This window comes from Flavobacterium araucananum, assembly GCF_002222055.1.
Taxonomy (GTDB): Bacteria; Bacteroidota; Bacteroidia; order Flavobacteriales; family Flavobacteriaceae; genus Flavobacterium; species Flavobacterium araucananum.
The window spans coordinates 87,999-110,512 of the sequence record NZ_MUGS01000004.1; the positions used below are offsets into that span (position 1 = coordinate 87,999).

Below are 22,514 nucleotides of genomic sequence, written 5' to 3' on the forward strand. Positions count from 1 at the left end.
TAAAAAGGATTATTAAAAATGTAAATAAAGAATATGGAAGTTAAATGTATTATTTTCGATTGTGATGGAGTTCTGGTAGATACTGAAAAAATTGGTAACGGAATCTTGCTTTCAATGGCGGCAGAGTATGGTTTTGAGATGAAACTGGAAGAGGCGTATCGCGATTTTAACGGCCGTAATCTAAAAGAATGTTTCCTGCATATTGAGCATGCTATTGGAAAAAAGCTTCCTGATACTTTTGAATCGGATTATCGCGAGAAAAGTTTCGAAGCCTTCAAGACACAGGTAAAACCCATGGATGGTGTGGTGTCTTTTATCGAAAAACTAAAAATTCCTTATTGTGTAGCTTCCAGTGGTCCTGTTGATAAAATCAGACTGAATCTTGAAGTAGCCGGTTTACTGGATAAATTCGAAAATAAAATATACAGTTCGTACCAAATAAACAGCTGGAAACCCGATCCCGGAATTTTTTTGCATGCCGCAAAACAAATGGGATTCGAGGTTAAAGATTGTATCGTTATCGAAGACAGCAAAGCCGGAGTAATCTCGGGAATCCAGGGAGGTTTTAGAGTCTACGGTTTTGCAAATGGTTATAATAATGAAGATCTGCAAAAAGAAGGTGCGGAGCTTTTTCACTCTTATGAAGAGTTGAATTTGATACTCTAATTAAATTTGCTGTATCAAAGTTTTCGCATTACCAAATTCCCTCATTATCTAATTGTCAAATTATCTAATTTTCTCATTATCAAATCCTCTAATTTTAATGTAATTTGTTACATTAAAATAAATTTTTATATATTTGGTTGTAGAGATTCATTTTTTTTAGTGCCTGAAATTATCAAATTATAATTTTAGTAGTAGTTATTAGAATGTCTTTTTTGCCTAAAAACGGCTTCTCCCCCCAGTTGTTGTTTTTAGGATTGTAGTGCTCAAATGCTACGAACTAACCTACAGACCGAAACAAAATGACGAAATTTACAACTAGAATTTTAGTTCTATTACTATCCTTTTTGTGTCCAATTGTTAACGCCCAAATAAAAAAAATTGGAGTTCCGTTTATCACCAATTACAATCCGAAAACGTATAAAGCTGCTTCAGAAAATTGGGATGTTTTGCAAGATTCAAAAGGCATGATGTTTTTTGCGAATCATTTTGGCATTATGCAATTTGATGGCGTGCGATGGAATATCGTCGCACAACCCGAGAACAGGAGTATGGTTCGCTCTCTGGCAATCGATAAAAAGGACAAAATGTATGTGGGTGCTCAGGGCGAGTTTGGTTATACGGTTCAATTGCCTAACGGACAATACAAATATACTTCTCTGGTACAATTAATTCCTGCCCCATCCAGAAATTTTGGAGATGTTGTCCAGACTGTTATTCGCCCGGACGAAGTGATTTTTTTCTCGAACGAAGAAATTTTTATTTATAAGAATAACAAAATCAATGTAATACGATCTGAAGCCAAATTTGATGATTTTTTTGAAGTCAACGAAGAAATATATGTTTCCGATAATATAAAAGGATTATTGAAACTTAAAGACAATGCGTTAGTCGAAATCCCTGACAGCAAACAGTTTATAGGAATGAAGATTAGAAAAATCTTTAAAACTGCAGCAGGTTTGATTTTACTTACTCAAAAAAGCGGACTTTTTAGTTATAATAACAATCAGCTAAAACCTTTTGTGACCAAAGTCGATTATTTGCTAAAGCAAAGTCAGATCTCAACGGGTATTTTACTTTCTGATGGATATTTGGGGATTGGAACGCGACAATCCGGGTTGATAGTTATTGATAGTGCAGGAAATTTGATTCAGCATATCAATAAACAAATGGGTTTGCAGAACGAATATGTCACACATCTTAAAGTAGATACCGAAGGCAATTTGTGGGTAACATTAAAAGAAGGTGTTTCGCTCATTCAGATTTCATCACCCTTGTCCAAAATATTGGATGTATCCAATGCCGAAACCAAAATATATTGCAGTCAGATTTACCAAAATAAGCTTTATATCGCAACAGATAATGGTGTTTTCTGGCTCGATTGGGAAGCTTACAAAAAGGGTGAGCACCAAAATGTCAATTTTCAGCATATCTCAGGAATGTCTGAGAATGTATGGAATATTGGTGTTTTTGGAAATTCGCTTTTGGCTTTCGAAAAAAACGGAGTTTTTGAGATAAAAGGAAATTCGGCTCAACTACTAGCCAAAACCGATGGAGCGTGGCAAGGAGTTATTATTCCGGATCATCCGGATGTATTACTCGTGGGCGGTTATAACGGATTGTATGTTCTTAGAAAAATAAATAATTCCTGGACGTATCAGCATAAGATAAAAGGTTTTGATGAAAGTAGCCGGATAATCGAAACAGATAAAGCCGGAAACATCTGGATTGCGCACGGTTACAAGGGAATCTTTAAAATTAGATTTAAGGCAACATTCGATACAATTTCAAGTCTCGAGTTTTACAATCAAAAGAATGGTTTTCCGTCGAGTTTGTTTTTGAATACCTTCAAAATAGACGATCAGATTCTTTTTGGTACCACAAAAGGGGTTTACAAACAAGATGTTACTTCAAAGAAAATGATTCCGGATGTTAGGTTCAAAAAATACCTCAAAACAGACAGTCACATTAGGTTGCTTAAAGAAGATCATCAAAATAATATCTGGTACATTTCTGGCGAAAATACCGGAAAAATGACTCAGAAACCCGGAGGGAGTTTTACGATAGAAGAATTACCTTTTCGAAAACTAAGGTATTTGTATATTCCGGGTTTCGAGAATATCCAAACCACCCTGAACGGTGATGTGTTTTTTGGAACGCAAGATGGTTTGATTCATTACAATACAACCAAAAGCAAAAAATATAAGTCGAAATATAAAGCGGTTATTTCTGAGGTAAAATCTATTTTTCCTAAAGATAGTTTGTTGTTTTCGAGTAGATATGATGTGCTTTCTACAAATACAGAATCTGGAAACCATAAATTTTCAGTTGTTTTATCGTATGCAAATAACGCTTTGCATTTTTCGTTTGCCTCGCTTTGTTACGATGAGGCAGATGCTACAAAATACGAATATTGGCTGGAAGGTTTTGAACCCAAATGGTCTGATTGGAATCTACAGACAGAAAAAGAATATACGAACTTGCCCGAAAATGAATATATTTTTCATGTAAGAGCAAAAAATATTTATGATGTTGTTAGTGAAGAAGCCATTTTTAAATTTGAAGTTTTACCGCCATGGTACAGAACAAGCTGGGCTTATATTTTGTATCTGCTACTTTTTGGCGTTTTGATTTACACGATTATCAAATACCAAAAAAATCTTGCAGAGCGGGATCGCGAACAATTAATACTGAATCAGGAAAAGGAACTGTTGCGAAATCGAGCCGAATTAAACGAGCAAAAACTGGCATTAGAGCAGGAGAATATGACCATTATGCGCGAAAATCTCGAAGCAACCATTAATCTCAAAAATGCCAAAGTAGCCTCGAATACGGTAAATCTTATTCATTTAAATGAAATTTTACTTTCTATAAAAGACCTTATTAGCCAGATTGATAAAAAGAATGATTTTAATACCAACTTTGGTTTATTGACTAAAATTAATCGCATCATCGATCACGAATTGCAGGGAGATCAGCATTGGAACGAGTTCGAAGAAATCTTTAATCAGCTTCATGATAATTTTATGCAAAGGCTAAAAAACAGTTTTCCGGAACTGACTCCGCGAGATATGCGATTGTGCGCTTACCTGCGAATGAATTTTAATACTAAAGAGATTGCGCCACTTTTAGGAATTTCTGTTCGTGGTGTCGAAGATACCAGATATCGCATTCGTAAAAAGTTACAGCTTTCGTCTGAAGCAAATATTACCGAATACATTCTGAATTTTTGATTTTTGTTTCACGCAGATTTTAAAAAGATATACACAGATGTTTTATCTAACGTTTCAACGGATTAAAATCCGTTGCTACAAAATGGATCGTTCCTTCGGAACTTTTGGAAAGAGCCTTCAGCTCGATTTATATTGTAGGGATGGGGATTTTAATCCGTCCTTCGCAATCATGATCGTCAATCTTTGTAGAGCTACTAGCGGAGATTTCTCCTTCGTCGAAATGACAAGATTGTGGTTATCATTGTGAAAAATTGATTAATCAATTATAAAAAAATAATCCCCTCAATCTGCCTAAATCTTCTAAAAATCTGCGTGAAACAAAAATTTACATCTACAAAATAATCACAAAATTCAAGTTTTTTATTATTAAGTAAAATCTCAGGTAGTTTTACGCATTTTGAACGCTAATTATTACATTTTTTTGCAAACACCGTAGTCAAACCGTATTCAAAAATGTAAGTCTTGCCTGATTTATTTGTTAATATTGTCCCATTATTATCAAAATAACAATCTATTTTTTACAAAGTAGATAATTATTGCACTAATAATCTTTACTAACAAATAACCTAAGAAAATGAATCAAAAAGACTCTTTTTTCGGCCGACCACCGAGAAGTAATTACAATGTATTAAAAAGGTGTTTACTGTTATTAATAATAGTAGTATCTCCTGTTTTAAAAATGCATTCACAATGCAACACTTTAATTTGGTCCGATGAGTTTAACGGTACAACGGTAGACGCGACCAAATGGCAAAGTATTTCCGGAAACGGTTGTCCATCACTTTGCGGCTTCGGCAATGCCGAAGCACAACGCTACGATCCTAATCAGGCAACAATTGTTAAAGAAGGAACGAACAGTTACCTGAACATTCAGGCAAAATACGAACCGAATGCTTCGTTTCCGCAACAGCCGTATTCATCGGCAAAACTAACGACAGAGGGTAAGTATGCTATAAAATACGGAAGAATCGAAACCCGTATGAAATTGTCTAACGGAATGGGTGCCTGGCCGGCATTCTGGATGTTACCCGCAGGCACTTCAAATTGGCCTTTTACAGGAGAAATTGATATCATGGAAGCCAAACACAGAAACCCAAAATCTGTAGACGGAACGATTCACTACGATGGTGGCGGTTATCATTATACAGGCAGAAGTTATAGTTCTCCAACAGATTTGTCTTCAGAATTTCACGTTTATGCGGTAGAATGGGGACCAAATATCATAAAATGGTTTATCGACGGCAATTTATTTCACACCGCTACGCCACAAACCACTGTAAATGGCGGATGGCCTTTTAACGATCAGCAGTTTTACATTATTCTAAATCTGGCTGTTGGTAGTTTAGGAACGCCTTATACAAGTGTAAACGGCGCGGGTGTAGAACCAATCCCAGCAGATTTTCCGGCAAAACTACAAGTAGATTATGTTCGTGTTTACAGCGGTAGCTTTACCTACGGTGTATTGGGCGATGCAAAAGTATACAACAACGAAACCGGCAAAACTTATTCTATCAATGCGATTGCAGGCGCGACTTACAATTGGACAGTTCCTGCGGGAGCCTCGATTACTTCAGGACAAGGCACAAATACAATTACGGTAAATTGGGGAACTACGGGAGGAGATGTTGCTGTTGCAACTACAGTTTCAGGATGTACTTCGAATACTTACAAACTGGCTGTAACTACGGAGGTACCTTTGCCGGTAGAAAAAATTTATGAAGATTTTCAATCGAATAGAAATATTGTTTACGGCAACAAAACCGGAGTTTTGACAGAAGCCGTGGCAAATCCGTCGGCTAGCGGGATCAATACCTCGGCTTTGGTGGGTAAATATGTTCGTAATGCATCTGAATTGTATGATGTGCTTAATATCAAAAATGTAACCATCAGCAATGCGAATGATTACGTTTATGGTCGAAAAAAACTATCTTTCGATATCTATACTTCGGCACCTGTAGGGACAAAAATTTCGATGCAACTCGAAAATAGTCTGGTAACCACAGCAACAAACTTTCCGTCAGGAAGACACAGCGGTTACAAAGCCACAACAACGGTCCAGAACAAATGGGAAACGATTGAATTTGAATTCGAAAAAGTAATCGATCCTAACACAAGTGCTTTAACGATCAATAATGTAGTTTTTCTTTTTGAATCAAATTCGAATACAGGAACTACGTATTATTTTGATAATCTACTTACAAAAGCAGCACCCGAGAAACCAATTATTGCGACAGATGTTCTGCAAAATTACGACGGCATTAATAAAATTATCAAAGGAACGACAACCGGAGTATATACTGTTGTAGCAAATCCGGGAGCAAATTCTGTTAATTCATCTGCCAATGTGGCCAAATATGTTCGTAATGTAACAGAGCAATACGATGTACTTTTCTTTAATACACAAAACAATATCGAAGATGCAGGTTTACTCAAAAATCAGACTAAAAAAATCCTGATTGATGTTTATACTACGGCACCAATTGGTACGGTTGTAAGTCTGAATTTAGAAAATAGTGCAACATCGCTTCCGGCAAATTTTCCAACGGGACGAAACAGTAATTATGTAGCAATCACGACCAAACAAAACCAATGGGAAACCCTGACATTCTATTACAATTCAAGTCCTGATGAAGGAACTTCGAATCTGGCGGTAAACCAAATGGTTATTTTGGCCAATTCAGGTTCTTATACAAGCGATACGTATTATTTTGATAATATCAGAATTGGCTCTACCAAATTGCCGGATACTTTTACACCCGGAGTAGTTTATGAAGATTACCAAACCGTTCATAATATCACATTCAGAGATGCGATTGGTACTTATACGCCAAACACGGCAAATCCTGGTGCAAGCGGAATTAACACGTCTTCGAATGTTGCAAAATATGTTAGAAAATCGACAGAGTTGTATGATAACTTTTCGTTTAATACTACTTTGACCAATATTGGAGATTTTAAAAGCGGAACTAAAAAATTTGCTATGGATGTTTATACAGCTGCTCCTGTAGGTTCTGTAATTTCATGGCAGGCAGAAAGCAGTGCTTCGGTTCCGTCAAATTATCCTGTAGGCAGACATAGTATTTATCAAGCTGTTGTAAAACAAACCAACACCTGGCACACCCTTGTCTTTACATACGCAAGTGCACCGGATGCATCAACCTTAGACAGCGAAGTAAATCGTTTTGTTTTCTTGCTGGAACCGGGAACAAGTTCAGGAAACACGTACTATTTTGATAATATCAGAGCTGTAAATTTGGTTGGGACAGAAAATCCGCCAGCGACTTTACCAGCTCCTTGGGCCAGCACAGATTTAGGTGCGGTAACTCCGGCAGGAGAAGCTACTCATGCCAGCGGAACTTTTACGATCAAAGGATCAGGAGTAGATATTTGGGAATCAAGCGATCAGTTTCAATTTGTAAACCAATCGATTACCGGTGATGCCGAAATTATAGCTAAAGTCAATTCGTTGACCAACACCAATACCTATGCAAAAGCCGGAGTAATGTTTCGTGAAACACTTACACCAACTTCTAAGCATGCCATGACAGATATTACTGCGGAAGCGGGAATAGAGTTTCTAACCAGAGAAGCTATATCAGGAATCACAACGGCTCAGGCAGCAGCGGGAACAGCTCCAAAATGGCTTCGTATCACAAGAACAGGAAACGTGTTTACCTCTTATTCATCTGATAATGGTACAACCTGGACGCCATTGGGGACTCCAAAAACAATCGTGATGGCAAATACTATTTATGTGGGAATGGCAGTAACTTCTCATGCAAACGGAACTTTGGCAACAGGGGTTTTTAGCGATGTTATTGTTCGAAATATTACTTCGAATAACAATATCAATCTGGCTTTGGCAAAAACAACAGTAGCTTCTACAGAAGAAAATACTACTTATTCTTCGGCGAAAGCCACAGACGGAGATGCCGGAACAAGATGGGCGAGTAGTTTTGCCAATACCAGCGAATGGATTTATGTTGATTTAGGAAGTAATTACAATATCAACCGTGTGGTACTAAAATGGGAAGCCGCTTTTGCAACACAATACAAAGTACAAATTTCTACTGATGCTGTTTTTACCGAAAACGAAACTGTAAATACCCAAACAGCCAGTGATGGCGGAACAGATGACTTAACAGTAAGCGGAACCGGAAGATACATCAGGATTTTATGTACGACCAAAGCATTGGCGCCATACGGATATTCATTGTTCGAAATCGAAGCTTACGGATCTGCTTCGACAGCCAAAAAAGCGGCGGCTGTTATAGAAGAAACTGAAGCTGTAACGACTGTATTTACCCTGTATCCTAACCCGGCAAATAATTATGTTCAGCTGGCAATACCTGAAAAGTTAGACCACAAGATTGTAACCATTTATGATGAATCAGGCACTTTGCTACTAGAGCAAAAAATTGATTCTGAAGCTACAGATGGTCTTATAGACATTGGTAAACTTAAACGAGGAATCTATATTCTGAACTTTAAATCCGATCAAAAGAGCTGGACAAAAAAATTGATTAAGCAATAAATAAAATAGTTGGGTGTAATGAACCTCAATAGTTACACCCCAACTTTTTTAGAGTACAAATTCTATGATTCTATGTGATTTAAATCAAAGCCACAGATTAAAGGATTATAAAGATTAAAAAATAAAATCTGCTCAATCTGCTTAATCTGCGTGAAAAAATAGCTAACACATAGATTTAATTTGGAAATCAACACAGAATCTATGTGTTAAAATTATACCCAACGGGTTAACCGTATTTTCTCATTCTTACTACTTAATTAAAAACAATTTTATGAACCCAAACAATTTAAACAATGAGAAATTTTAGATTACAAAAAAACATTTTTACCGTATTGCTGCTGGCATTACTGGGCAATTTTATGTATGGGCAAGGACCTGTACCGTTTACGATTAGCAATACTTCGACATTTAATGACAATGAGTTGTATGTTGCCATTGTAGGGATAGATTACAATACCGGAAACCACGTTTGGGTAAATGCCAAAACGAGTCAGGTTTTGCCTATGAGTTCGTCTTATAACACCATTACAGGGCCTACAATTGGTGGTAATACGGGTCCGGGACAAAACTCGAAATATGCCAATTGTTTTACCAAACTAAGCGAGATTCCAAACAAGACCTTTACGTTACCGCAAATTGCAGGTTGCAGGGTTTTTATTGCCAAAGGGCAACAATTGTATTTCTACTTTTTTGGCGCAAGCGGAGCTCCTTCCGGTTACACATCGCCAAACCCGTTGAATGCGACAGACCCAAATCAGGGAATTTTATATGAAATTATCGAATTGACCAACAACCAATATGGTTTTTTTGGAAATCCTTCGCGAGTAGATTCTTATAAATATCCAATGGGATTGGAGTTGTTTGGTGCTAATGGCTATCAGAAAAAAGTGGGCGAATTAAAAAAACACGCTGATATTGTGGCAGCTTTCAAAGCCAATGTACCCTCAGAATTTCAGGGTTGTGTCAATGATGCAACAGGCGAGATTACTGCACCATCAAAAACTCCTGCTTTTGCAGACGGAACCGGAGGAACAAGTGTTGGTGCGCAGGCCAATTATCTAAAATCTTATATTGATGCCATCTGGAATAAATATAAAAATGAAGATTTGATATTTTATGCCGGAGATGCCGGCGTTTTTAAAGGAAGAGTTATAGGTGAACAACTAGAAGTAGTAGGACAATCAGGTGGTTTTGTGGGTAGAACAGGAAGGGTTCAAAACAGGCCTTCGACACAAGAAGCTCTTGAAGGAAAAGGCGTTCTGGACAGACGATTGGTCGACGGAGATTTGGATCTTGTGGTTCAGGCACAATTAACAGCAGCGATAAACCGTCATGTGGTAAACGTGACTACTGCAAATCCGGGACAACAAAACTGGTACGATGCCTCGAAATTTTATCAGGTAAACCCAACCAATCATTATTCTAAATTCTGGCATTTACCGGGAATAAGTGTAGACAATCTGGCTTACGGATTTGCTTATGATGATGTGGCAGATCAGTCGCCATCGCTACATACACCACAACCAACAAAAGTAATTGCAAGTTTTGGAGGATATGCCGGAACTGTACCTTCGGTTCCTGCTACGACAGATGTTATTACGGTTTATAAAGATTGTAATTATACCGGATTTTCCGGCGGACTAACAATTGGAGATTACAACCTGGCACGTTTAAAAACATTAGGAATTGAAGATGATGCCATATCGTCCCTAAAAATTACACAAGGTTTTCAGGCGATTTTATATCAGGATGATAACTTTGGTGGAGCTTCGACGGTAATTAATTCAGATAATACATGCTTGAATACAACCTGGAATGATAAGGTAACTTCGATCAGGATTCTGGCAAACGGAGTAACAACTTTAGGCAATCAAACTTTCTTTTTGCAAAACCGAAACAGTAATTTATACATGGATGTTTGGGGTGCAAGTTTGTCTAATGGCGCAGCGATTAATCAGGGAGCTTTAAATTCCGGAAACAATCAAAAATTTACATTGACACATTTAGGCGATGGTTTGTATAAAATCATAGCCAATCATAGCGGTCAATCTTTGGATGTAAATAATTTCAATAAGGCAAATGGTACTCCTGTACAACAATATCCATACAATGCTACGACCAATCAGCAATTTGTATTGGTTGCTACAGGCGACGGATTTTATAAAATTGTAGCCAGACACAGTGGTAGAATCGTTGAGGTTGCAGGAGCAAGTACAGCCAATGGTGCAATTGTACAACAATGGGACAACAACAACCAGACTTGCGGACAATGGAAATTGATTCCCGCTACAACATCTCAAACAGCTGTATTAATTCAGGCAGAAGATTATTCGTCAATGAGCGGTATTCAGGTCGAAGCAACAACAGATACAGGAGGAGGATCGAATGTAGGATATACAGAAACCGGAGATTGGTTGGCTTACAACAGCATTAATTTTCCAACTACAGGTTCTTACCTAATCGAATACAGAGTAGCAAGTGGCGTAACCGGTGGTAGATTATCATCTGATTTAAACGGGGGAACCATTGTTTTGGGCAATGTCGATATCCCTAACACAGGCGGATGGCAAAACTGGCAAACCGTTTCTCAAACGGTAAATGTAAATGCCGGAACGTACAATTTTGGAATCTACATTCAGAATACCGGAATGAACATCAACTGGATTAAAATTACAAAAGTTGGAGCCGGTTTAACAGCAAAAACGGCCGCTCCGGAAGCAGAAACAGAACAGGTAGCTGCCACAGTTTTAAACCTATATCCTAGTCCGGTCGAAAATACACTTTATATCACCACAGACGTAACCGGTGGTAATGTGAGTATTGTAGATTCTCAGACAGGAGCGGTGGTTTCTGGACAAAAGGTCAATAATAACAGTTTAGATGTTTCGCATTTGCGAAGAGGTGTTTACTTGTTGGTTTTTGAAAAAGACGGTACTAAAACGGTAAAACGTTTTATAAAAAAATAGTTTAAAAAACAATTGTAGATTTTTGATTTTAGAATTCATAAACTATGATTTCTAAGAGGAAGAGTTCGGAATTTGGTATCCCTAATTATCGGCATCAACTTTTAATCTAAAATCAGAAATCTACAATTAAAAATCTCCCCCCAATTATTTACAAATTTATTAATCTATTAAACAATTATTATGAAAAACAATTACAAAACAATGCCACTAAAATGGATGGTCATTTTGGTGTTTGGTGTCTTCAATTTGTCAATGGCCCAGAAAAAAGTAATCGCTTATGTACCAAATTGGGTCGATCTGAATTCATTTTCCACAACGATTCAGTACAGTAAATTAACGCACATTAATATTGCGTTCGAAAATCCTGATGCGAACGGATATCTGTCTTTTAACTCGGGAAATAATGCCATTATTCAGGCAGCACACAATCAAAACGTAAAAGTTTTTGTTTCCCTTGGCGGAGGTTCCATTTCTGAAGGAGGCGCGATTCGTGACAATTACTTTAACCTTATTACAAGTGGCAACAGAACTGCTTTTATCCAGAAGATTTACGATTATGTTGTCGCCCATAATTTTGATGGTGTCGATGTAGATCTTGAAGGTCCGGCTATCAATGGTGACTACGGAGGATTTGTAATTGCGCTTGCGGCAAAATTGCATGCAAACGGTAAGCAAATTACAGCAGCATTATCAGAAGGATATGGCGGGGCCAATGTACCGGCTTCTACATTTGCAGCTTACGACTGGATCAATATCATGGCCTATGACGCAACAGGACCTTGGGCTCCGGGAACTCCGGGACAACATTCTCCTTATAGTATGGCTGTAAATCAGTTTAATTACTGGACCGGAAGAGGATTACCGGCAAGTAAAGCCATTATTGGTCTTCCGTTTTACGGATATGGTTTTGGTGCATCTGCCAATCAGGGAATTTCTTATGCGAATATCGTAGCGCAATATCCGGGAGCAGAAAACCTGGATCAGGTAGGAAACACCATTTATTATAACGGAATTCCAACCATTAAAGCAAAAACAACTTTTGCGGTTCAAAACGCAGGCGGAGTTATGATTTGGGAATTATCTCAGGATGCTACAGGTGCTAAATCATTATTAACAGCCGTAAACCAGGTTATATCAGGAAGTCAGCCACCAGCAGGCGGTACTTTGATACAAGCCGAAAACTATACCTCGATGAGTGGTGTACAAACCGAAGCTACAACAGATACTGGCGGTGGCCTTAACGTAGGTTATGCAGATACTGCTGATTGGATGGCATATTCTAACATTAATTTTCCAACTTCTGGGACTTATGTAATCGAATATAGAGTAGCAAGTGCTGTAAATGGTGCCAGAATATCATCTGATTTAAATGCAGGAACAATCCAGTTAGGTGCGGTAAACATACCTAATACAGGAGGATGGCAAAATTGGCAAACGGTATCGCAAACGGTAAACGTAAATGCGGGAACGTATAATTTTGGAATCTATATTCAGAGTTCCGGTGTGAATATCAACTGGTTCAGAATCACAAAATCTGGAGCAGCATTAGCCGCAAAAACCGCTTCGCCGGAACCAACAGCTGAAGGTATTGCAAGTCTGAACGTGTACCCTAACCCAACAACAGATTTATTGTTGTTTAGTACAGAAGTTTCTGGAGCAAATGTGAGCATTATTAATTCTGAAGGTGGTGCAACTGTTTCTACACAAAAAGTTAATGCTAACAGTGTTGATGTTTCAGGTTTAAAAAACGGAATCTACTTAATATTAGTAGAAAAAGACGGAATCAAAACCGTAAGACGTTTTATTAAAAAATAATCTTTTCTAAAAACACTATTTCTTCTTTTTACCAAAAGAATGAATAGTGTTTTTTATTAATCAGAAATTAAATAATTTTAAAAAAAAAATTCTCACGCAGATTGAGCAGATTTTTTTCTGTTTGCTTGTAGTTTGTCATTTCGACGGAGGAGAAATCTTCGCAAGTAGCTCTACAAAGTTTGGCGATTTTCTAGTGTGCTCCTCCCTTAGTCAGGATGACAGAAATGAGAATATAAATCGAGCCAAAGGCTCTTTACAAAAGTTCCGGAGGAACGATCCATTTTGTTGCAACGGATTTTAATCGCACGAAATAGCTTTATGCATTAAAAATAATAACCACAACATTAAAATCATAACCCCAAATCCCAAATAAAGTATGAAAAATAATTACAGCTTTCGGCTAAGTTTGCTTGCCTTTCTTGCCTGTAGCAGCTTTGCAATTGCACAGACATCATTAGGTTCGAGTAAAACATTTATGAATCATCTCAAGAAAGAATTAGTTGCAGCAACCTCAAAAAGCATAGAAAAAACAGTCTTATTACAGACAGACAATTCAAAAAACTTTAACGGAAAAATTAATTATAAAGAATCAAATACATCAAGCGAGTTTTTGATAGGAGAAATCAAAGACATTCCGGAATCTTCCTTTTATATCAAAGTAAAAGATAAATCGCTGGAAGGACATATTATCTTAAAGAAGACCAGAGAAGCTTACAAATATTATTCGGATGCACAGGGAAATGCCTTTGTTTCGAAGGTTGATATCAACACATTGGTTTGTATCGATTATAGAAATGTTCCTGAAAACACCAATAAAACCACCAGTAAAGCAGCTGCGGCAGCAATTGCTCCGGCATTATTAAACTTACAAAGTTTACCGGGTGCGGCAGGTTGTGTTTTATTGGATTTTGACGGTTATAATATGCCGGCAGGAAATCTCTGGAATAACGGGAATGCTATAAATGCAGCTCCATCCGGAATGAGCGATGCCGATGTACAGCAACATTGGGAAGTAGTCTCTGAGGATTACCGACCTTTTAATCTGAATGTTACAACAAGCGAAGCCGTTTTTAACTCTTATCCAAGAAACAGAAGAATGCGTGTGGTGGTAACTCCAACCAATACTGCAGCCCCGGGGGCGGGAGGTGTAGCATATATTGGTTCCTTCAATTGGGACAATGATGTACCGTGCTGGGTATTTATTACTTCGGGTAAATCTGGTGGAGATGCCTCTGCGCATGAAGTAGGGCATACTTTTGATCTTGGCCATGACGGACGCACCAATCCGGCAGAAGACTATTTTGTGGGTATAAACAATACTTCGTGGGCACCAATTATGGGAGCAGGGTATTACAGACCCGTTGTACAGTGGAGTAAAGGTGAGTACGATTTTGCCAATAACAAGCAAGATGATGTAGCTTCGATTGCCGGCAGTAAATTTGGTGTAGGATATCGTGGCGATGATTATGGCGATAATACAGCTTCGGCAGCCAATTTAGAGTATAATGCCAGCGGAGCGATTAATCAAAAAAACGGGATCATTTCGAGTGAAGCCGATTATGATTTCTTTACGTTTACAACAGGCGGAGGAAATGTTTCGATCAATGCCAATACCGTGGGAAGAGACGGAAATCTACACCTTTTAATCCGTTTGTATAATGCAGCCGGAGCCGAAATGGGAACTTATTGGAACTCTGATCCTTTTGCCTTAAACGCTTCGATGAATGTAAACTTGCCTGCCGGTAAATATTTTATAGGTGTCGATGGTACGGGAGCAGGAAACGCTGGTTATGGCGGATATTCGGCTTATGGTTCTATCGGAAGTTATTCTGTTACAGGAACGATTCCGCCCGGAGGAAATGTTAGTGCTACTACAGATGTAATTACCGTTTATAAAGATTGCAACTATACCGGATTTTCAGGAGGTTTAACCATTGGAGATTATAATATGGCACGTTTAAATTCATTGGGAGTTTTAAACGATGATATTTCGTCTCTTAAAATCACGCAGGGATTTCAGGCAATTTTATATCAGGATGATAACTTTACCGGAGCTTCGACCGTAATTAATTCTGATAATTCTTGTTTGAATACAACCTGGAATGATAAAGTAACTTCTATTAGAATTCTGGCAAACGGAGTGACAACACTGGGAAATCAAACTTTCTTTTTGCAAAACCGAAACAGCGGATTAAACATGGATGTCTGGAACGCCAGTTTAACCAATGGGGCCAGTATTGCACAAGGAACTCCAAATTCAGGAAACAATCAAAAATACACCTTGACACATTTGGGCGATGGATTGTATAAAATCATTGCCAATCATAGCGGGCAATCTCTAGATGTAAACGGTTTTAACAAAGCAAATGGTGTTAGTGTAGAGCAATATCCGTATAACGGAACTACCAATCAGCAGTTTGTATTGGTTGCTACTGGCGACGGATTTTATAAAATTATTGCCAGACACAGCGGTAGAGTTGTTGAGGTTGCCGGAGCAAGTACAGCCAATGGCGCCAATGTACAGCAATGGGACAATAACAACCAGACTTGCGGACAATGGAAATTGATTGCGACAACTACTGCGCAAACATCAACTTTGATCCAGGCAGAAGATTATACTGCTATGAACGGAATCCAAACCGAAACGACAACAGATACTGGCGGAGGTTTGAATGTAGCTTATACAGATACCGGCGATTGGCTGGCGTATAACAATATCAATTTTCCAACAACAGGTTCTTATCTGATCGAATACAGAATAGCAAGTGCTGTTGCCGGAGCCAGAATATCATCTGATTTAAACGGTGGAACTATTATTCTGGGAAATGTAGACATCCCTAATACCGGAGGATGGCAAAATTGGCAAACTGTTACACAAACGGTAAACGTAAATGCCGGAACTTATAGTTTTGGAATTTATATACAAACCAGTGCCGTAAATATTAACTGGATTAGAATTACCAGAATTGGTGCTGCGGCAACACTTCCTGCAACATCAGCAATTGTAGCAGATGAAACTAAGGATAATGTTGTATTAAACGTATATCCAAATCCGGTAGCCGAAACACTTTTTACGACAATAGATTTGGCAGGAGGAAATGTAAGTATTGTCGATTCTCAAACCGGAACGGTCGTTTTAGGACAAAAAATAAATGCTAATAGTGTAGATGTTTCTCAATTAAAAAGAGGTGTTTACCTGATTGTTTTTGACAAAGACGGCAAACAAACCGTGAAACGTTTTATAAAAAAATAACAATTTTAAAATAGCGCTGCAAAAAGTGTCATCTCCTGTTTTACAAGCAGGGATGACACTTTTTTCGTAATAAAAGATTTCTCTATCAGGATTATAAATTAATTTAATTATCAATTATATGAAATAAAAGATATTTCTTTCAAAAAAAATAGAAGTATAATGTCTTTTATAAGTAAAAACTTACTTTGGTATAATAAAAAACCTACATTTGTATGCAGTTATCTTAACGGATTAGATAATAATCCTCTAAAAATTAATAGATATGAAAAAAAATTACAAATTTAGGCTGAGTTTATTCTTAATTATTTGTTTTAGCAGTTTTGCAATCGCACAAACTTCTTTAGGCTCAAATAAAACATTTATGAATCATCTCAAGAAAGAATTAGTTGCGACAACTTCAAAAAGCACAGAAAAAACAATTTTACTTGAGACTGAGAATTCGAAAAGCTTTCATGCAAAAGTAAACTACAAAGAATCAAATACATCAAGCGAATTTTTGATAGGAGAAATCAAGGACATTCCGGAATCTTCTTTTTATATCAAAGTAAAAGATAACGTTCTGGAAGGACATATTATTTTGAAGAAAACAAAAGAAGCTTACAAGTATTATTCAGACACACAGGGAAATGCCTTTGTATCCAAAGTTGATATTAATACTTTGATTTGTATCGATTACAAAAACGTTTCTGAAAACACCAATAAAACGACCAGTAAAGCAACTGCGACAGCAATCGCTCCGGCATTATTAAACCTACAAAGTTTACCAGGCGCAGCAGGCTGTGTTTTATTAGATTATGATGGTTATTATATGCCGGCAGGAAATATATGGAATAACGGTAACCCCATAAATGCAGCACCATCCGGAATGAGCGATGCTGATATACAGCACAATTGGGAAATAGTATCTGAAGATTACCGACCTTTTAATCTGAATGTTACAACAAGCGAAGCCGTTTTTAACACCTATCCAAAAAACAAAAGGATGCGTGCGGTAATAACTCCAACCAATACTGCAGGTCCGGGGGCGGGAGGTGTAGCCTATAATGGTTCCTTTAGCTGGAACGATGATGTACCTTGCTGGATATTTGTGATCTCGGGTAAAATGTGTGCAAATGCCACTGCACATGAAGTAGGGCATACTTTTGACCTTGCTCATGATGGTCGTACCAATCCGGCCGAAGATTATTTTTATGGTCTGCCCAATACGTCATGGGCACCCATTATGGGAGTAGGCTATTATAATCCTGTTGTACAATGGAGTAAAGGAGAATATAATTATGCTAATAATAAGCAGGATGATTTGGCAATTATTTCAAGTTCTAAATTTGGCGTAGGATATCGTGCAGATGATTATGGAAATAATATTGCTACTGCAGAATCTTTAGATTATAGTACCAACGGAGCAATTAACCAAAAAAATGGTGTCATTTCTAGTGAAACTGATTCTGATTTTTTTAGTTTTAAAACTGGTGGAGGAAATGTTTCGATAAATGCTACAACAATGCCAAAGGATGGAATATTGCATCTTATGATTAAATTATATAATTCATCAGGTGTAGAAATGGGAACGTACTGGAATCCTGATCCTTTTGCCTTAAACGCTTCTATGAATGTAAATTTGCCTGAAGGCAACTATTTTATTAGTGTCAGGGGTACAGGAGCAGGAAATGCAACATCTGGAGGATATTCGGCTTATGGTTCTCTCGGAAGTTATTCTATTACAGGAACGATTCCTCCCGGAGGTACAATTTCCCCCTCTACAGATGTAGTGACAGTTTATAAAGATCTTAATTATGGTGGGTTTTCCGGAGGATTAACCATAGGAGACTATACTATTAAACGTTTAAAATCTTTAGGGGTTTTAAACAATGATATTTCGTCGCTTAAAGTTGCTCAGGGATTTCAGGCTATTTTGTATCAGGAAGACAATTTTACAGGCGCTTCGATAGTTATTAATTCTGATACTGCAAATTTAAATGCAACCTGGAATAATCAAGTAAGTTCTATTCGAATTCTTGCCAACGGAGTTACGACTTTAGACAATAAGACCTTCTTTTTGCAAAACAGAAACAGCATACTTAATATGGTCGTACGGAATGCAAGTTTAGAAAGCGGTGCCAATATTGTTCAGGCAAATAGTAATGAAGGAAACAATCAAAAATACACGTTTACACATTTGGGTAATGGATTGTATAAAATTATTGTCAATCATAGCGGACAATCTCTGGATGTAGCCGATTATTCTAAAGACAATGGTACCAATGTAAGACAATATCCTTACAGCGAAGAAGCCAATCAGCAATTTATTGTGGTGGCTACAGGCGATGGATTTTATAAAATTATTGCCAGACACAGCGGAAAAGTTATAGATGTTGCCGGAGCAAGTACAGCCAGTGGTGCCAATGTAGAGCAATGGGAGAATCTCAACCAGACAAACGGACAATGGAAATTAATTCCTACAGCGGTAACACAAACTTCGACTTTAATTCAGGCAGAAGATTACACTGCTATGAGTGGAGGAATTACAACCGAAGTAACAACAGATGTTGGCGGAGGTTTAAACATAACTAATATGGATGTTCGCGACACATTGTCGTATGACAATATTAATTTTCCAACTACTGGTACTTATCTAATAGAATACAGAGTATCGAGTCCTTACGATCTGGCTGTAATCTCTGGTTATTTAAACGATCGTACTGTTTTTTTAGGAAGTGTTTATGCACCTAATAGCGGAGGATGGCAAAATTGGCAAACTGTTAAACAAACTGTAACTGTAAATGCCGGAACCTATAAATTTGAAATCCTCAATCGAAATCAAAGTATGAACATTAACTGGATCAGGATTTCTAAAATCGAACCCAATACTACAGCTTTAATTCAGGCAGAAGATTACTCGGCTATGAGAGGAATTACAACTGAGACAACAACAGATTTTGGTGGAGGATTAAATGTCACAAATAGTAGTTCCTACAATTGGTTGGGCTATAATAAGGTCAATTTTCCAACAACTGGATCTTATCTAATAGAATACAGAGTAGCGAGTGCTGTAGATAGGGCTCAGGTATATGCAGATTTAAACTTTGGAGATTTTTTTGAAGGAGTTGATATACCCAATACCGGAGGATGGCAAAACTGGCAAACGGTATCTCAAACTGTAACTGTAAATGCCGGAACCTATAATCTTACAGTCGACATTCATAATGCAAGGGCAAATATCAACTGGATCAAAATTTCTAAAATTGACGATTCGGCAATTATTCCAGTAGCTTCGGCAATTATTGCACCGCAGGAGAGTAACAATGTTGTATTGACCCTATATCCAAATCCAGTTTCAGAAACACTTTTCTATACAACAGATTTAATTGGAGGAACGGTAAAAATATTTGATTCTCAAACAGGAAGATTGATTAAAAATCAAGCTATTACAAATAATAATGTTAACGTTTCAGATTTAAGTACCGGCGTTTATGTAATTGTTTTTGAGAAAAACGGCATTCAGACAATGAGACGTTTTTTAAAGAAATAAAATTGTTAGTCGATTACGATTAACCCGTTGGGTGTAATTAATTTTAACACATAGAAACATAGCTTTTGGATCTTTAAAAAAGGCGTTTCACTTGTTTAAAATGCACATAGCCTGGCTATGTGAAACAAATGATTAATAATTTATTGCATTGGTTCCTGCTTTAGCCGGAGATCAGATAAAGTTAATATTTCTGGGGCTTTAGTCAAAAATAAGAGTTTGACTAAAGCCTTTTTTTTATACCTTAAAAATATCCTCCGGATAAAGCTGGAGGCAATTCAAATAAACCTTACGTTTAATATTCTGTTTTACAATAAACATTATCATTCCGTAACAATACGATAAAGGTCCTTAAAGTTATAATTCCTAAAATTGCAAATCGTTTTAGAACGTTTCATAAAATCCCCATTTGCAAAAGTTTACCCTATGACTTTAAAAATTACCTCTCCCTATAAATATTCTTTAGCAGTTTTATTTTTTATTTTTTTAAGTAGTACTATCTCAGCACAAAAACAGAATAATCTGGAAGGAACCCAAATTGCTTTTTTATCAGATGTTCATTTGCAGGATTTATTCGGAGCATTTTCAGACAATAGTTATAAAGGAATTTTAAATCCCAAAACCGGAAAATATACCTTGATGAGAACAATGGCTTCTCAGTTGCATTCGACCCGAATCTTCAATGAAAATTACTTTGCTTTTATAGCCGCTCTGGAAGATATCGCCAGACGAAAAATAAAATACGTCGCTCTTCCCGGAGATTATACAGATGATGGACAGCCGATACATGTAAAAGGTTTAGAGAAAATTTTAGATCAATACGGTAAAAAATATAACATCGAATTTTTTATAACCACAGGAAATCATGATCCCGTTGGACCATTTGCACAAGAATCCGGCAAAGAAGATTTTCTGGGAAAAGATGGAAAAAGTCAGCCCATTTATAGCAAAGAAGGCCTGTATAAGCCCAATTTAACGATTGAACAGCCTGTAGTTGTTACTGCCGATATTGCTAAAATGGGTTATTTAGGAATTACAGACGATCTGAAAAACTTTGGATTCTATCCCAATAAAAAATACAAATTCTGGGCAACTCCGTTTTCAACCTATACAAGTCAGGATTATAGTTTCGAAAAAGCTTCGCAAGCTGCTTTATTGTCCAATCGTGTTTATAATGTTACGCCGGGTTACGAAGTTCCGGATGTGAGTTATGTTGTTGAACCTGTTGCCGGACTTTGGCTTATGGCGATCGATGGCAATGTTTATATCCCCAAAAATGGGGCAACAACAGATGTCAAAGATTCTAAAAATTACTCAGAAGCCAGTACAGGTTACAACAATGTGCTTTCGAACAAAAAACATTTGATAAAATGGGTCGAAGAAATTTCGGCGCAGGCCAAACAACAAGGCAAAACCCTGATTGCTTTTAGTCATTTCCCAATGATTGATTTTAATGATGACGCTTCGGCAGAAATAAAAGAATTACTGGGCCCCAATAAATGGCAATTGAACCGCGTTCCGGTCGAAGAAGTAGCGCAGGTTTTTGCAGATGCCGGATTAAAGATTCATTTTGGCGGACACATGCATATTAATGATACCGGAACAAGGACCACGGCAAAAGGAAATACGCTGGTCAACATTCAGACGCCATCATTGGCAGCATATATTCCGGCGTATAAATTATTGACAATCAAAAAAGATAATCTTGTCGATATTCAAACCATTACAATCGATGCCGTTCCGGGATACAATGAACTTTTTGATTTGTATAAAATGGAATATCAATTTTTAGAAAGCCAAAACACAAAGGACATCTGGAATATTGATATTCTGAAAACTAAAAATTATCATGATTTTACCGATTTTCATCTAAAAGAATTAGTTCGTTTGCGTTTTCTGAAAGACGATTGGCCAGAATCTTTCAAAAATTTTATTTTGAATGTTTCCGGAGAAGATTTATTGGTTTTAGCCCATATACAATCTGATAAAGATTTTGATGTGATGCTTAAAAACAAAGAAAACTTCAGGAAAGAATGGTCAGAGGCAGAAGCTAAAGCAACAAAATTTCTAACAGAAAACAAGCTCAAAATACAAGATTTTAATTGGACAGGTTATGATCTTCTGGTTGATTTCTACCGTTTTAGAAGTGCCGATGAATTGGCTTTAGTCGATGTTGGAACAGCAAGGGCGAAACAATATAAAATTTTATCTCAGTTGTTTTTCGAAAATCATAAAGAGGATGCATCAAACGTAAAACCATTGCAAAATCAAATGCGATTGTTCTTGATTATCTTTAACAAATTCATGCACGAAGTTCCGGCAGATCATTTTAGTGTTGATTTGAAAACAGGAGCGATTAAAAGTCTGAATTGAGAAATGGCACACGGATGACGCAGATTCGCTATCGCGAAAACGCGGATTGTCGCGGATTTTTTATTCTCATTTTTTGTCATTTCGAGGAACGAAGCAACCACATTTACTAGATCAAACTTTGCGGATTATTAGTGAGGTTACTTCGTTCCCC

8 protein-coding genes are annotated in these 22,514 nt (G+C 37.3%); all 8 read left to right on the forward strand.

The window, feature by feature from the left end; translation table 11 throughout:
- Positions 1–33: 33 nt before the first annotated feature.
- The 8 genes from B0A64_RS03005 to B0A64_RS03040 all read left to right on the forward strand — a co-directional run bounded on the left by B0A64_RS03005 (position 34) and on the right by B0A64_RS03040 (position 22,363).
- A complete protein-coding gene (locus B0A64_RS03005; protein ID WP_089478064.1) occupies positions 34–666 on the forward strand; it encodes an HAD family hydrolase in 633 nt (210 codons plus the stop codon).
- 299 nt (positions 667–965) lie between these two features.
- A complete protein-coding gene (locus B0A64_RS03010) occupies positions 966–3,896 on the forward strand; it encodes a triple tyrosine motif-containing protein (protein ID WP_089478065.1) in 2,931 nt (976 codons plus the stop codon).
- Positions 3,897–4,575: 679 nt separating this feature from the next.
- Positions 4,576–8,430 carry a family 16 glycosylhydrolase gene (locus tag B0A64_RS03015; RefSeq protein WP_244285335.1) on the forward strand — a complete coding sequence of 1,285 codons (3,855 nt, stop codon included), beginning with the start codon at positions 4,576–4,578 and terminating at the stop codon, positions 8,428–8,430.
- A gap of 293 nt (positions 8,431–8,723) precedes the next feature.
- Positions 8,724–11,396, forward strand: coding sequence for a beta-1,3-glucanase family protein (locus tag B0A64_RS03020; protein WP_089478067.1), 2,673 nt, complete (start codon positions 8,724–8,726; stop codon positions 11,394–11,396).
- A 180-nt stretch (positions 11,397–11,576) separates the two neighbouring features.
- Positions 11,577–13,211, forward strand: a complete 1,635-nt coding sequence (locus B0A64_RS03025) for a glycosyl hydrolase family 18 protein (RefSeq protein WP_089478068.1) — start codon at positions 11,577–11,579, stop codon at positions 13,209–13,211.
- Between the two features lie 376 nt (positions 13,212–13,587).
- A complete protein-coding gene (locus B0A64_RS03030) occupies positions 13,588–16,464 on the forward strand; it encodes an RICIN domain-containing protein (RefSeq protein WP_244285336.1) in 2,877 nt (958 codons plus the stop codon).
- Positions 16,465–16,726: 262 nt separating this feature from the next.
- Positions 16,727–19,993: a carbohydrate-binding protein gene (locus B0A64_RS03035; RefSeq protein WP_089478069.1), complete on the forward strand. Its 3,267-nt coding sequence runs from the start codon at positions 16,727–16,729 to the stop codon at positions 19,991–19,993.
- Positions 19,994–20,416: 423 nt separating this feature from the next.
- Entirely contained in the window at positions 20,417–22,363 is a 1,947-nt protein-coding gene (locus B0A64_RS03040; RefSeq protein WP_089478070.1) for a metallophosphoesterase family protein, read from the forward strand.
- Positions 22,364–22,514 lie beyond the last annotated feature (151 nt).

What these genes read in the sequence shown, in the direction of transcription:
- B0A64_RS03040 (WP_089478070.1), top strand. Translation starts at nt 20,417, where the DNA reads ATGACTTTAAAAATTACCTCTCCCTATAAATATTCTTTAGCAGTTTTA.
- B0A64_RS03020 (WP_089478067.1), top strand. Translation starts at nt 8,724, where the DNA reads ATGAGAAATTTTAGATTACAAAAAAACATTTTTACCGTATTGCTGCTG.
- B0A64_RS03030 (WP_244285336.1), top strand. Translation starts at nt 13,588, where the DNA reads ATGAAAAATAATTACAGCTTTCGGCTAAGTTTGCTTGCCTTTCTTGCC.
- B0A64_RS03015 (WP_244285335.1), top strand. Translation starts at nt 4,576, where the DNA reads ATGCATTCACAATGCAACACTTTAATTTGGTCCGATGAGTTTAACGGT.
- B0A64_RS03025 (WP_089478068.1), top strand. Translation starts at nt 11,577, where the DNA reads ATGAAAAACAATTACAAAACAATGCCACTAAAATGGATGGTCATTTTG.
- B0A64_RS03010 (WP_089478065.1), top strand. Translation starts at nt 966, where the DNA reads ATGACGAAATTTACAACTAGAATTTTAGTTCTATTACTATCCTTTTTG.
- B0A64_RS03005 (WP_089478064.1), top strand. Translation starts at nt 34, where the DNA reads ATGGAAGTTAAATGTATTATTTTCGATTGTGATGGAGTTCTGGTAGAT.
- B0A64_RS03035 (WP_089478069.1), top strand. Translation starts at nt 16,727, where the DNA reads ATGAAAAAAAATTACAAATTTAGGCTGAGTTTATTCTTAATTATTTGT.